Annotated in this window: 13 protein-coding genes; 4 read left to right on the top strand and 9 right to left on the bottom strand. The window is 44.3% G+C overall.

Going from position 1 to position 13,399, the window contains the following annotated elements; all coding sequences use genetic code 11:
• Window positions 1–38: 38 nt before the first annotated feature.
• Entirely contained in the window at window positions 39–890 is an 852-nt protein-coding gene (locus OCV56_RS20945; protein WP_086714421.1) for a LysR family transcriptional regulator, read from the bottom strand.
• A 98-nt stretch (window positions 891–988) separates the two neighbouring features.
• On the opposite strand from OCV56_RS20945, the gene OCV56_RS20950 reads away from it, so the two are divergent.
• Window positions 989–1,636: a glutathione S-transferase family protein gene (locus tag OCV56_RS20950; RefSeq protein ID WP_086714423.1), complete on the top strand. Its 648-nt coding sequence runs from the start codon at window positions 989–991 to the stop codon at window positions 1,634–1,636.
• A gap of 71 nt (window positions 1,637–1,707) precedes the next feature.
• On the opposite strand, the gene OCV56_RS20955 is transcribed toward OCV56_RS20950, so the two are convergent.
• From OCV56_RS20955 to OCV56_RS20975, 5 genes are all read right to left on the bottom strand, one after another.
• Complete coding sequence (locus OCV56_RS20955) at window positions 1,708–1,941, bottom strand: helix-turn-helix domain-containing protein (protein WP_086714425.1); 234 nt, start codon at window positions 1,939–1,941, stop codon at window positions 1,708–1,710.
• A 10-nt stretch (window positions 1,942–1,951) separates the two neighbouring features.
• Window positions 1,952–2,500 (bottom strand): DUF2975 domain-containing protein, encoded by a 549-nt coding sequence (locus tag OCV56_RS20960; protein ID WP_086714427.1) that lies wholly within the window; start codon window positions 2,498–2,500, stop codon window positions 1,952–1,954.
• 87 nt (window positions 2,501–2,587) lie between these two features.
• Complete coding sequence (locus OCV56_RS20965) at window positions 2,588–3,526, bottom strand: LysR family transcriptional regulator (RefSeq protein WP_086714429.1); 939 nt, start codon at window positions 3,524–3,526, stop codon at window positions 2,588–2,590.
• A gap of 119 nt (window positions 3,527–3,645) precedes the next feature.
• Complete coding sequence (locus OCV56_RS20970) at window positions 3,646–5,142, bottom strand: DUF1254 domain-containing protein (protein WP_228761166.1); 1,497 nt, start codon at window positions 5,140–5,142, stop codon at window positions 3,646–3,648.
• A 116-nt stretch (window positions 5,143–5,258) separates the two neighbouring features.
• Window positions 5,259–6,737: a DUF1214 domain-containing protein gene (locus OCV56_RS20975; RefSeq protein ID WP_086714894.1), complete on the bottom strand. Its 1,479-nt coding sequence runs from the start codon at window positions 6,735–6,737 to the stop codon at window positions 5,259–5,261.
• Window positions 6,738–7,024: 287 nt separating this feature from the next.
• Here OCV56_RS20975 and OCV56_RS20980 point away from each other — a divergent pair, with 287 nt between their 5' ends.
• Window positions 7,025–8,467 (top strand): AGE family epimerase/isomerase, encoded by a 1,443-nt coding sequence (locus OCV56_RS20980; RefSeq protein WP_086714431.1) that lies wholly within the window; start codon window positions 7,025–7,027, stop codon window positions 8,465–8,467.
• Window positions 8,468–8,536: 69 nt separating this feature from the next.
• Here OCV56_RS20980 and OCV56_RS20985 read toward each other — a convergent pair whose 3' ends face one another.
• The gene (locus OCV56_RS20985; protein WP_076651018.1) at window positions 8,537–8,944 is read right to left on the bottom strand and encodes a hypothetical protein; all 408 of its coding nucleotides are present in this window, start codon (window positions 8,942–8,944) and stop codon (window positions 8,537–8,539) included.
• A 369-nt stretch (window positions 8,945–9,313) separates the two neighbouring features.
• Between OCV56_RS20985 and OCV56_RS20990 the strand changes: the two genes are divergently transcribed.
• Both OCV56_RS20990 and OCV56_RS20995 read left to right on the top strand, forming a co-directional pair.
• Window positions 9,314–10,105, top strand: a complete 792-nt coding sequence (locus OCV56_RS20990; RefSeq protein WP_086714433.1) for a CLCA_X family protein — start codon at window positions 9,314–9,316, stop codon at window positions 10,103–10,105.
• A gap of 90 nt (window positions 10,106–10,195) precedes the next feature.
• Window positions 10,196–10,519, top strand: a complete 324-nt coding sequence (locus OCV56_RS20995) for a DUF4144 domain-containing protein (protein ID WP_086714435.1) — start codon at window positions 10,196–10,198, stop codon at window positions 10,517–10,519.
• A gap of 109 nt (window positions 10,520–10,628) precedes the next feature.
• Here OCV56_RS20995 and OCV56_RS21000 read toward each other — a convergent pair whose 3' ends face one another.
• Window positions 10,629–12,026, bottom strand: coding sequence for a sodium/glutamate symporter (locus OCV56_RS21000; protein ID WP_086714436.1), 1,398 nt, complete (start codon window positions 12,024–12,026; stop codon window positions 10,629–10,631).
• Between the two features lie 178 nt (window positions 12,027–12,204).
• Window positions 12,205–13,344, bottom strand: coding sequence for an epoxide hydrolase family protein (locus OCV56_RS21005; protein ID WP_086714438.1), 1,140 nt, complete (start codon window positions 13,342–13,344; stop codon window positions 12,205–12,207).
• Window positions 13,345–13,399: the final 55 nt, after the last annotated feature.

Below are 13,399 nucleotides of genomic sequence, written 5' to 3' on the forward strand. Positions count from 1 at the left end.
CTGCTCTCAGCATCAATGCCTCTCACCAAGCCACAAATCTAATTGGAATCTAACTCAATCAGCAGATTGAGCACCTCTTTATCCAACACCGGATGATGCTTACTCGCGAGCAACAGTACGATGTCTACCGCTGGTAACGGCGGCATATCATCGAGAATCTTCAAATCAGGTGTGACACTGAGCTTGCCCATCGCACCAATTGCCAACCCAGCTTTGACGATTGCACGCTGCGCTGAAGCCGTATTACTACACGCCAAAAGCTGATAAGGCGTGTCTTGTTTGGTTAAACCATTCACTGCCGCAGCATGGTATTTACAATCCGTCTGGAACAGGGCGAGCGGGACAGGTTTAGAATCATCAAACAAAAAATCAGGGCTGCTTATCCAAACGCCCACATCATTGGTTAGCCAATATCCCTCTTCGCTATCGGGAGCACGAGTGACAATCGCAGCATCAAGCCTACCATCATCAAGCCACTCTCGAAGCGTAATGCTCGGCAAACTAAATACTTGAATGGAACAGGTGGGTTCTGCGTTCCGCAACAGCTTAATCACTTTCGGCAAGATGCTGTCGTTATAGTCTTCAGGGCAACCTAATCGCAAAGGCTGTTTATCCTCATAACGCTTTACTTGTTTTAATGCCGTATTGTGGAGCGCGACGAGCTGCTCCGCATGAGAACGCAGTGCTAAGCCCGCCTCAGTTAAAACTAAGTTACGCCCCTCTTTTTGAAACAGGGTGACGTTGAGTTCCTCTTCCAACTTACGCATCTGCGCGCTAAATGCCGATTGGGTGCGATTGATCTGTTTCGCAGCACGCGTGAAGCTACTGGTTTCCACAAACGCGAGAAAGCCTCGCAACGCATCAATATCCATATTGAAATCACCACCCATCGTTTTTATTAATGTATTGCATCAAAATTATCCGTTAGTGCGCCGTAATACAATCCCTTAAGCTCAAATGCATACCCACCACACGCAAGGAAGCATTTATGCAGCTTTATATCGCTAATCAGAACTACTCCACTTGGTCACTGCGCGCATGGCTAATATTCGATCACTACAACCTCAACGCAGACGTCATTAAACTTAAGCTGTTCACCCCAGATTTCTATGACACGTTAGCGAAAGTTACACCCACTGCAAAAGTGCCGACTCTGGTTGATGGTGACGTTGCAGTGTGGGATTCACTGGCTATTCTCGAATACGTAAACGATGCCTATTTAGACGGTGTTGCGTGGCCTTCTTCCGTCGCTGAACGCGCCTTGGCCCGAGCTATCTCGGCAGAAATGCATTCTGGTTTTTTCAACATCAGAAATGAATTACCAATGAACTGCCGAGCCAAAAGAAAACTGGTTTTGAGTGAGGGTGCCCAGAAAGATATCGCTCGTATCGATGCAATATGGTCAGCGCAAATGGAACAGTATCCAGAAGGCTGGCTATTTGGTGAGTGGTCGATTGCTGATGCGATGTTTGCACCTGTAGCGCTGCGAGCCGAAACCTATGGCATCAAGCTTTCGGACAAGGCCCAACAGTATCAACAACGTGTGTTGAATAGCCCGTCGATAAAAAAATGGTTGGCGGAGGCGAGTTTAGAAAAGGATATCGTTGAAGAAGACGAGGCGGGAGAACCTGTTTAGTCTGGAGCGAATGAGTCTCGAATAAGTTCGAGACTCATTGTTTTCATAAGGGAATACGATCTACTGACTCGCTATTCAGCAGTAGCGCTCTCTTGGTGAACGTTCGCTTCAAATTCCAATATGTCACCCGGTTGGCACTCTAACACTTCACACAACTTGTCTAGTGTAGATAGCCTTACCGCTTTGGCCTTGCCATTCTTTAACACCGACAAGTTGGCTTCTGTAATCCCTACTTCTTTTGCCAATGTCTTCAATCGCATTTTCCGCTTGGCCATCATAATGTCTAAATTAATGCAGATAGTCATGACAAGTCCTTTAAATCGTGTGGCTGTGTTCGTCGGCCAAAATATAACCCTCTTTCATCACCCATGAGATGATCAAGATAATCATACCCAATATCAGGGTTAAAAAATCCATGCCGACAAAACTAATTGCCAATATTCGTTCGCCAGGAGGATTATTGAACGACAATACTACAGACATCGCTGCACCGTAGATCACCGACCCAAATACCCAGTAAAACAAGCAGTAACCAAGCTTCTGATAAGACATTGCATTTTCTAGTGAGAAGATTTCTCCGCGTTCATAATTCCGGAATAAACGTATCAGAACCATTAACGCATACAAAACAATGCTCCACACGGCCAAACTTGTGAACATCGCAATGACTCTTGTGGTCAAAGTTAATGGCAATGTCGTAAGAGATTCAATTTCGTAAGAAAACTGAACAATACCCATATTAGTAAGGAAGTCATAGGGAGTTTGAACGGCTAGCCAAAAGTAACACACCATGATTGGTACAAGTGCAAAAAGACATTGCAGTAGCATGCGAACACGTCGGCTTTGTTTTTGAATGTTAGACATAGTTATTGTTCCTGTTGAGTTGACAGGAGGATACTAAGATCAAAACAAACGATGATCAATAAAAAATTATCGATAAACGATAACTTTTTAAAGTATGCTCTTCAATAACTCACTGAACTTCGACGCTATCCACTGATGCGAAGCTGATGTAAATGTACGCTGATGTTGCAGTAAATATAGGTCGACGTGATATTGCTTACTGGCTACAAAATCGTAAATATCGACAAACTGGCTATCGAAACCCGGCAGTGCATTCAACGCATTCATACCAAAGATCACCGCATCTGAACGAGACGCGATCTCCATCAACACATGAGTTTGGGTGCTTCGAAGTTTTGGGCGTTTGTCACTTTCCAACTGTAATAGAACTTGTTGAAGAGGCGTGTTGAATGCTTGCTTGTGGTCTTCTTCTACGTTCATAGCGACTATAGGGTATCGCATGATTTCGTCTAACGTAGTGTCTTTTCCAACCAGCGGGTGGTCTTTACGAACAAACAGTTTGGGATAGATTGTTCCTATTTTTGTCGCTTGGTATTTTTGATCTAGCGAGCTTGAATAATGAATAGCAAAGTCTAACTTCCCTTTGTCGAGTAAGTCGTAAGGGTTACTTTTCGCGGCCATTTCTATCAAGTTGACGTCAGGAGCTTCTTCAAATAACCCTAAGGCTAGATTGGGAAGAATGGTACTTCCTAGAAAGGTAGGCAAAGAGATCGAAAACGTATCATTACATTCTCGAGGATCAAATTGACTACGTTGAAACAACGCACCCAACTGCGGAAGAATGTGTTGCAGCTCTTGACCTAACTCTAGCGACTTTGATGTCGGTGTCAGGCCAGTAGAGGTTCGGATAAAAAGGGGATCATCGAAGGTTTCTCTCAACCGTTTTAAGCTGCGACTCATCGCCGACTGCGAGACAAATAACACCTTTGCAGCATTGGTTACATTGCGTTCTCTAAGTAATGTGTCAAAGGCCACCAGCAAATTCAGGTCGACTCGATTCAATTGATATGAAATATCTTTTTGCATAATCCCTCTGCGATATTGAACAACGACATTGTTTAGACGAACTAACCATAACACGAAAAGATACACCCACTTAAAGGTGTATCCAATCTTGATTAGCCTGCTACTTTACTTTGATAGAATTACTCGTTTACTTTAATAAAGTCACCTGGCTTCCATGAATTATCAAACCATTTTTCTGTCGGTGAATACATACGGAAGATGATATTAAAACCTTTCCCTTCCGTCGTTTGCACCCAGTTGTTTTCCATTCCTTTTGGCGCATCAGGTGCAAAGTGTATGGTGATAGAACCATCACTGTTTTTCCTAATGTCTTCACTCAAACCATCTATACCCGCAGATTTTTGGTCGGTTTCTAACATGGAACGCGTCTGGTTATCGTAGATCATAAATGACCAGAACTTCTCTACAGGCGCATTCGGCGGCAGTGTTACCGTGTAGTGCTGGCTACCATCTAGCACTTCCTGATTGGCATCACGCGTTGCCAATAAGTAATCCGAACCTTTGCCGACGGTTTTCGTCACCATATCAGGGGTAATTCCCGTTGCCATGAAGTGAAATGTTGCTCGCATATCAGAGTCAATAACCCCATTTGCGTCTTTAAATTCATGCCCTGAGACTAACGGAGTAAACCATTGTCTATCTTCGTAGCGAAACATCTCTTCCTTAGGATGAAAATAAGTAGAGCGCGCTTCAGCCGTTGCTATTTTTGCCGCTTCCGACAGGATTTGCTGCATGCGCTTATTGGGAGCAAATTCCTGCCCTTTTTCGATTCCGATATCTTTGGTTAACGACAACCATTCAGCATCAAAAATAGCCGTAGGTTCGTATTGAATGAGTGCATTCACCTCATCGTAAAATGTCGCATCCATTGCATGAATAGTGTTGTAGTCGACACCTGAAATATTCATGAACTCTGTGTTGTCTTTCGCTCCATACGGGTAAAGCTTAGTGGTCTTTTTCAGCGTCGCAATACTCTCTTGCATTTCATCTGGCGAGCTTACAAGACGCAATAACAACCAGTGCTGATAACCTTCACTGACGATTTCAATGTATCCCTCTGGCACTTCACCTTCCCATGAGGAATGGCGGATAAAGTACTTGCCTGACTTTGCGATATTGTCTGGGTGGGTAACACCAATTCGGTCTACATATTTAAACGCGGCATTGTCGAGTAAACCAAGTACTGGAGTGGGGATTTCCAGAACAACCGGGCCATTTTTCACATCAATTTCAGAAGTGATATACGGTGTGGTTGTATTCGCGGTTAACCACAAGCTATTGGCGTCTAAGTTGTCTTCAGAAATCGCAATGGTTTGGTTCGGCTTCATGCCAATACTTTCGTGCCCCAGTAGCAGTCCTTGTATCGAAGCAACAGGAATACCGGACAGAAACACACGAACCGCATTGGAGACTTGAACAAAGTCTTGCACCTTAGTGTGCGTTTCTTCAGTAGGTGCGCCATCGGTATAGTTCAGCTCTCCTAGATAGGCTGACTCAACCTTATTTGGGGTGATAATACTCTCTGGTACTTGGGCACTATATTTAGGCTCAGCGAGTGCAAAAGATGAACAACCTAAAGTAATCAGTAACGTAGCAATAATGGATTTTTTCATCATAATTTCTCTTATCTAATGTGATTCACGTAGCCTAGGCTGTCTAGTTTGTAATCTTCATTTGGCTATCCACGCCATAGGCTATTTATTTCCAGAGACGGTTGAGTCTCTATTGCTGGCTAGTCACTGATTTTCTCCATGTCTTCTAGCATCCAGTTCTTAAAGAACGTTTTCGAGGTTGGTCGGTAAAGTCGGAATAACAAGAAGTAATCTTCTCCGCCCGTAGGCACCCAGTTATTCTCTTGCCCTTTTGGTGCTTCTGGGCCGAAGTACAGGTCGTAAGAGCCGTCTGGGTTCTTTTTCATCGTGTCAGCGTTTCGAGAAGATAGTCCTACTCGGTCGACACCTTTAACAAAGTTCTTGGTTTCCATGTTGTAAACAATGGCAGACCAGAAATCTTCAACTGGCGTATCGGCTGGCACGTTGAGCTTATACGTCGCTTTTCCATCTAACATTTCACCTTTTGAATCACGCAGCCCCGTTAGGTAGAAGGTTGAACCACCCAGTTGTTTCGGTAAATAAGTCACATAAAAGTACGACGCTGCACGCTTATCGACTAACACCTCATTTTCATCCACAAATGGGAAGCCAAGCTGAGCCTGAGGGCCAAAGTTCCAGAAGGACCATTGTGAAAGTGGTTTGCCATTTTCATCTTTCCATAGCGCGCTAACCGTTTGATCAGGCTCTACGAATTTCGACTGCATGTGCGCATACGCCATCAGTACTCCCTCACGAATCGCTTTTTTCTGCTCTTCTGACGGGTCGAATTTTTTGCCTTTCTCGATACCAAGATCTTTGAGTAACGAAACCATCGCCTTATCTTGTGTTCTAACAGGATTCTCTTGAATGACATCATTAATATCTTGGAAGAACGTCTCGTTGTAATACGGAAGGCTGTCATACGCGACATCCGTTGCGTCTAAGTAGTCTGTCTTTGGTGGATTTTTGGCCTCAGCAAGATTGTAGATTTTGATTTTCTTCGCGTAATTACCCGCATCTAAATCTGTTGCTCCATTGGTCAACGACGGTCTGAACGAAAAGCCATACAAATACGTGTCGGTTTCAAACACCAAATAACCTTGGCTTTCTAACGCTTGCTTAGTACCAAGTTCATTCTCGTAACCTGGTGGTAAGAATAGATACTTTCCTCCCTTACCTTCATCAGCACCTTTGTACCCCACATCTGTAATCGGCACCTCCCATTGGTTCACAATCGAGCCAAAGTAATTCACCTTGTCTGTTGCAGCCGGAACTTCAATAACAACAGGGCCATTTTTAGAGGTTGTGGTTGCCCAAGCATAAGCCGTGGTGTCGTTAGCCGTGAGGAAGCCTTTTTCTGAGCCAAAAGGTTCGTTAACGTAAACCACGTCATTGAAATCACCATTCAAGTCACGACGAGTCGCTTTCAAAAAATCAATCTGGGTGACTGCTGGCATGTAATGAATAGCGGTTTGCGTGGCACGTTGTACCATCATTTTGTATTCGAGGTTTTCGATCTGCGATGCGCGGTTAAGGATGTCATCAGTATCATCAAATGATTGAGAGTAGACCGGCAATGTACTGATAGTGAGTAGCGAAGCGAGTAGAAGTTTTTTCATGTTGAGCATATCTCTTCGTAAAGTTGAAACATCAATTGTTTAAAAAACATCCTTTGTTTGAACCAAGTATACGAATGAGACCAAAATTCATCCAATGACTTACAATCATTATTAATTATTCATTTTTAGGATAATACTCAATAGTAATTTGCTGACCCAGTAAGGCTCAGAACTTTGAAAAACTTACTCAGCATCGTTGATAATGTGGTTGATTGTGATCACCTAACCACAATGTGCAGAGCTGATTGTTTATATTCAAGCAAACTCAAATTATTAAGATAAACATCATGTTACGAGCCTCTATCGCATTACTCAGTGTCACGAGCTTCGCTGTATCGGCCAATATTGCCCTTCCTACTGGAGAAGACTGGATTAATCATGCTAGCGAAGGATTAGCACCTTACTGGTTGATGCCGAGTGCTCAAGGAGAGCCGATAGGCAACTTCCCGACTTTTCGCTGTGATGATGGGACATTACTTGATGTGACCAATGTTTGTCCTGAGTTAGACCGAGGCTGGATCACGCCGCACTTTGGCAAAGAGTTCACACGAATGAAGTCACGCCAAACCTATGCCTATGGCGTGCTCTACCACCTAACCGGAGACAAACAGGCATTAGCGCTTACCAAGAAAGGAGCGTACTACCTCGTTGAACACTTAAAAGATGAGCAAAATGGTGGCTTCATAAGCTTCACCAAAGACGGTAAAGCGGGACTTGAGTGGCAACAACGAACTTCTCAAGATCAAGCTTATGCATTAGTTGGATTGGCGATGTACTACTACCTGACCCAAGACAAAAAAGTTGAGCAAGCGCTCATTGCCCAACAAGCTTTTATCTTCGACAAATATCGACTTAGCGATAACAGCGGCCTTGCTTGGGTTCTTGCTGATGGTGAAGATGGCAGTGCCAAGCAACGTGAGCTGGTCGCGCAACTTGATCAAATTAACGGCTATATGTTGTTGATTGCGCCACTCCTGTCAGAGCCGACAAAATCAAAATGGCTTGATGATTTGGATTGGCTGACGCAAGCCATGATTGACCACTATCACTCTCAAGATGAACAACGCTTCTACGGTGCCATTCACAGCAAAGCAGCCATGATGCCAAACGCCAATCACAATGATTTTGGGCACACGATCAAAGCGTATTGGATGACTTACCTTACCGGACAAACACTGGATAACTCCGAATGGAAAGAGTTCGGTATGAAAGGGATGAAGCACACTTTAGCCCAAGCGCAGTACCAGAAAGACTTCACCGATGTATCCCAATACTTTGGCGGCAAACTTCAGAAGGCATGGCAAGGACGAGAGATTACTGGCTGGCAAAGCAGACCAAACACAAATTGGGCTTCCTCATGGGAGTGGGCTGAGCTCGACCAAGCTGCAATGACGGTATCGCTAGTCGATGGTTCAATGAAAGAAGTCCTGCAATACACGCTGCCGACGTTTCATGATGTGTGGGTCGACCACAAGTACGGCGGCGTAGGGCTTGAACCCAAACGCACCAAGGCTTTCCATTGGGGAAACGGCTACCATCAGTTTGAGCACGCGTTGATTGGTTATTTGTACGCGCAGCAAGTTGAAGGGCAACCCGCGGTATTGCACTACGCAAGGCCAACCAACAGCACAATGCCAATGGCACCGTATTACTATCAAGGAGATTTGGTTAAGTTGGAGAAGCTTGAGGGCGGAATGCAGAAGGTCAGCTTCAATAATATTCGACCTTAGCCTGGGGTTAGCTCTGGATAAACGAATTAACGACAAAGCCTGAAAAGCAATTTTCAGGCTTTTTAATGACTACTTTCTTTTACCCTGTTCTACCAACTTTTCATTCCATGCCGTGTTACCGTCGCGTTTAGTCACATCATACTCAGAACAGAACTGAGATATGGTCATGTTGTTGTCGCCAGTAGCAAGTTTGAGAGCCAACTGAACTTGTTGAAGCTTGCTTTGCAGACGCAAAATTTGACCAGCATTTGGGCTTTTCTCTTTGGCATACTTTAAAGCAGCATGTTTACGCTCGGCGGCACCAGCTCTACGATCCGCTTCTGATAACAGATACTTTAACTGCGCAACACTCTTGCCCTTCTTAAAAGCAGGATCAAGCAGCTCAACGCACTCATCAAACGATGGATTGATAACGTATGGGTCTACTTTATGTGCCTGTTGGCGCATCCACTCTAGTGCGAGTTTTTCATCTGACATAATCAAATCTTTTCCAAAGAAATAGCCCTATATGGTATCGCTCAATAGCAAACGGCTGCAATAACAAATTGAGTAACTTTGGATCTATAGACTACAACTCAATCACCAGTACTTTTCAGGCTCTGTATTTGCCCACTCTTACCATGAGTTAACCAGACATAATAAGCCTTCACTTTTCATAATTCGTAAAGGTAACCCAACGTCATAGAGACTTTCGAACTCAACCTAACTCATTTTGTTCGGTAATTTACTCACAAAAGTGCTAACTTTCTTTCCATAAACAAGATGAGGCTCAGCAAGCGACTAATCAAAACAATGCGCCCGATAAGAGTCCACCACTTTACCTAACGTCCGTTACCGAGGAACCCTTTGAAGTTAACTCACTTTAAATACAAAACCCGCAAAGGCCCAGACTACCGACACGGCGATCAGGCGTCTTTCATGGACATTAAACAGACCTTCGGTATGGGCAGCATTCGTGTGGGCGCTTGGGTAACCAAAGAAGAGAAGGACTTAGCTGCGAACTTGATATTCGATTCATTAGCAGACCTGGCTTATATTTTGGCTCTGCCACCTGAAGCGATAGGCTTGCGTGGCACACTTGGGCTGGCATTTGGCAGTGGCGGAAGAAAAGGCGTGCAAGCGCATTACGCGCCCAACCAGCGTGAATTAGCTCTAGCTAAAAACGCAGGTGCCGGTGCGCTCGCCCACGAGTTTTGGCATGCATTTGACCACTACATCGCTGAAAAGGCGTTTGAGATTGGCGATACCTCAGGGCCTCGTAAACACATCTTGTTTGCCAGCGATTGTTGGCTACACGATAGAAAGGTGCGACCTCATCCATTAAACGAGAGTCTGATGTCGCTGTTCGATGCCACGCTACTCAGCGAGAATAACTTGGATAAACACGATTACGTTGCCCGAAGTGTCATAGCCGACAAAGCGACGTCTGCTCGTTACTTCTCGTTACCAACAGAGATGATGGCGCGCGCTTTTGAGTCTGCGATTGAATCCTGCTCAGATATCGAAAACTCGTACCTAGTCGATGGCACAACAAAACCTGATATGTTCCCTCTCTATCCAGACCTCGCGCATAGAAAGGAAATCTACAACGCGATACAAGGCTATTTTGCACCGTTGGGGCGATCTTTAAGTAAGTAGCGTTTTAAGCAGCTAGGACAATAGATGACCCAATCTTGAAAACTGTTTATAGTCGACACAAACTTCAACACCCATGATATAGAGGTAGTAATGATCAGTTGGCCATCTTTAGTAAAACTCGACGGCGATGATGAACTGATTTACGTCGCATCAGACAGTGACTTTCAGGCAGAATGCTCAGACATGATCTTGGGCAAAGATGATTACCTCATTGATTCTGAAGGTAACAGCTATTCACTTCAATCCAGCTCAGACCAACTGAACCTAGCGAAACGACCTGAGCAATATTCGCTTGAAAGCGTAACTAAACTGATTCGCAATCATGAGTTCCAGAAAGCCGAAGTGTGCCTAATGAAAATTCACTTCCCAACTATTGCAGAAGCGATTCAGTCTTTGGCTTTTGAGCCACGTTAAGATTGGTTGCTGATACAGTTCAGGCTCGTTAAACAGTGGATACAAAAACAGCGCGAATGAGCGCTGTTTTATTATTAGTTTATGTCCGAATGAACTTAAATCGTTGATTCTACCAAGCTCGCTTTTTAACAAAACCAAGTAGGAACAAAGACGCAATCATCGTCACTACATAGACCGTCAATACAGGCAACATGATCGAGTTACTTGATGGAACAAATGGCAGGTTAATGTAAATAATCTGCACAATTGGCAAAATAAATATGTTCATGATTGCCAACTCAAACGCTGCAGGTGATTTGAACTCAGGATCAACAATACGCAGCAGTAATAAACCTGAAGCAACTGTACCGGTATAACAACCAAATGCCGCTAAGCCACGTTCGAACCCGTATTTAGGCATACGACGAGCAAACCACACAATTACGAAGAAACTGACCACTGAAGCACAAATCGTCGTCGTTAAGAATGGGACAATGATCTGCTGGATATCGTTGATACCAATCGCTAAGAACACTGCACAAATCATGAAATCAACGGTTGTACCCGTTATGCGGCGCGTCGTAGAGTTATCTAACACATGACACGATTTGACCTTTCTTAATGTTTTTCGCGTGATAACGCCAGCTAACATGCCCCAAACATAAAGCATACCGAAACCAAGGCCTCTAACCTTCTCAATTGATTCAGGCCAACTGAATGTCGCCCATGCCAAAGCGAAAACATAACCCGCACCGTACAGCACAAACATCACAGCAAAATGGAAAGCAAAAGTGTCGATATTCGCGCTATGAGTCGTAGATTGTGCACAAGGCTCAGAGTTACCTTTACCCATGATGCCGGTTAATAACGGCTTCGGCATACTGGATAAATGCTTTTCAGATAACCAGCCTTTCTTAATCGCTTGATTGGCAAATGGAATACCGATGAGTACAGCAAACAGAAAACCCGCGGCACCAAAGGCTAACCCAACTGTACTTGCGCTTTGTACCCCGTATTCATTTTCCCAAATACCTCCAATAGCTTGAGCTGCCCCAGGGTTTTGTGAAAACCCAACGCTTACTAGGTAGCCGTAACCAGTAAAGATTTCGCCCGAGGTAAGGTACGAATAAAGTTCAAAAACAGTACGCCCAGTGATCCCTTGTATCGCGTAGATAAGGCAGTAAATCAGAGCAAGCCAAAGTGCCCCACTTCTTACCCAGCTAGAGTTAGCTTTGTCAGCTTCAGGTTCATCTTGTTGGATTAAACCAATACCGATAAAACCAAACACGAACAAATGAGAAACCAACACACCAAACGCGCTCGTTGGTATCTCTTTCCAGCCTTCTTGAGTTGGCATACCTATTAAACCGAAGTTCATAAGAACAAAGCCAATCACACCACCAATCAGAGCTGAAGGAATCAGATTCTTTTGAAAGAAGGTAACTCTTGAGCGTAGGAAAGCTGCAAAAGACAGCAATACACCGACCCAAAAAAAGGCTCCTACGTATGGAAAAAATAATGATGACATAAAATAATCCTTTATTGATCTAACACGTTTTTACTACTACTCACTCACGCAAATACGTGTTCCTATCAGTTTCAAAGCGAGAACTCTCCACAATATCGTTCAGCTAAAAGTGGAAAGTTCACCGCCCAAATACAGTCCAAAATTTACAGACAACTCAAAGTTTGCAAGTCAACTGGTGTTACATGCCACGGAAGAATTGCTGAATATCTGCCATCAACGCTTTAGGTTGCTCCATTGCAGCGAAATGACCGCCGCGTTCCATAACCGTCCAGCTCTTGATGTTATACATACGTTCTGAGTATTTCCTCGGTGGCCACGCCAATGTCTCTTTCGGAAACAGTGCAGCTCCTGTCGGTACCTCTACACGACTACCGTTTTCACCTAATATACGACCGCCTTCTTCACGGCGTCCGTAGTAGATCCAAGTGGAAGAGTTGAAAGTCCCTGTCGCCACATAGATCATGATGTTGGTTAACATCTCATCTTTACTGTGAACGCTTTCAATGTCCCCATCGTCTAGATCGGACCATGAGTAAAACTTCTCAACTATCCAAGCTGCAATTGCAACTGGGTTATCTTGCATAGCGTAACTCAGTGTCTGTGGCCGTGTTGCTTGCAAAGTTCGATAGCCGTCTTCCATTACTGATTCTCTATCAACACGATCTGACCATGCTTGCTCTTCTTCATCTTGAGGGCCATCAATATGGCGCATCGTCGGGAAGTTGATATGGATCGCTTTACAATGATCGGCATAATCATGACCGAGCCAACTACAAATCGCGCTTCCCCAGTCCCCACCTTGTGCCAGATAATCATCGTAACCAAGTACATCAGTCATTAAGCTGTTGAGTACCTTAGCCATCGCTCTAGGTCCCATTGGTCTTTCTGGTCGGTCAGAGAAACCAAAACCGGGCAGCGAAGGAACAATAAGATCAAACGCATCTTCTGCTTTTCCGCCAAACAACTCAGGGAAAGCAAGAGGTTCAAGCAAATCAAGAAACTCAGCAACAGAACCGGGCCAGCCGTGGCTAATAAGTAGAGGGCGAGGCTCTACAGAGCTGCCGCGAATATGGATATAGTGAATATTCATCCCGTCAACTGAAGCTGTAAATTGCGAGAACTTATTCATTTTTCGTTCTTGCTCACGCCAATCAAACTCGTTCACCCAGTAGTCACACAGCTCCTTAAGGTATTTGATATTCGTACCGTAATCCCAACCACCGTCGTCAGGCATATAACCCCATTGGTATTCGGCAACATTTTTTCTAATGTTGAACAAAATATCATCACTCAAGTTAACCTCAAATGGTTTAATCATAAAATCGTCCCTTTCATTTATGGCTGCGATATGTCGCTATCATCCTCGATATAAC

It is taken from the genome of Vibrio gigantis (genome assembly GCF_024347515.1).
GTDB classification, from domain to species: domain Bacteria; phylum Pseudomonadota; class Gammaproteobacteria; order Enterobacterales; family Vibrionaceae; genus Vibrio; species Vibrio gigantis.

What these genes read in the sequence shown, in the direction of transcription:
- OCV56_RS20945 (WP_086714421.1), bottom strand. Translation starts at nt 890, where the DNA reads ATGGGTGGTGATTTCAATATGGATATTGATGCGTTGCGAGGCTTTCTC.
- OCV56_RS20950 (WP_086714423.1), top strand. Translation starts at nt 989, where the DNA reads ATGCAGCTTTATATCGCTAATCAGAACTACTCCACTTGGTCACTGCGC.
- OCV56_RS20955 (WP_086714425.1), bottom strand. Translation starts at nt 1,941, where the DNA reads ATGACTATCTGCATTAATTTAGACATTATGATGGCCAAGCGGAAAATG.
- OCV56_RS20960 (WP_086714427.1), bottom strand. Translation starts at nt 2,500, where the DNA reads ATGTCTAACATTCAAAAACAAAGCCGACGTGTTCGCATGCTACTGCAA.
- OCV56_RS20965 (WP_086714429.1), bottom strand. Translation starts at nt 3,526, where the DNA reads ATGCAAAAAGATATTTCATATCAATTGAATCGAGTCGACCTGAATTTG.
- OCV56_RS20970 (WP_228761166.1), bottom strand. Translation starts at nt 5,142, where the DNA reads ATGATGAAAAAATCCATTATTGCTACGTTACTGATTACTTTAGGTTGT.
- OCV56_RS20975 (WP_086714894.1), bottom strand. Translation starts at nt 6,737, where the DNA reads ATGAAAAAACTTCTACTCGCTTCGCTACTCACTATCAGTACATTGCCG.
- OCV56_RS20980 (WP_086714431.1), top strand. Translation starts at nt 7,025, where the DNA reads ATGTTACGAGCCTCTATCGCATTACTCAGTGTCACGAGCTTCGCTGTA.
- OCV56_RS20985 (WP_076651018.1), bottom strand. Translation starts at nt 8,944, where the DNA reads ATGTCAGATGAAAAACTCGCACTAGAGTGGATGCGCCAACAGGCACAT.
- OCV56_RS20995 (WP_086714435.1), top strand. Translation starts at nt 10,196, where the DNA reads ATGATCAGTTGGCCATCTTTAGTAAAACTCGACGGCGATGATGAACTG.
- OCV56_RS21000 (WP_086714436.1), bottom strand. Translation starts at nt 12,026, where the DNA reads ATGTCATCATTATTTTTTCCATACGTAGGAGCCTTTTTTTGGGTCGGT.
- OCV56_RS21005 (WP_086714438.1), bottom strand. Translation starts at nt 13,344, where the DNA reads ATGATTAAACCATTTGAGGTTAACTTGAGTGATGATATTTTGTTCAAC.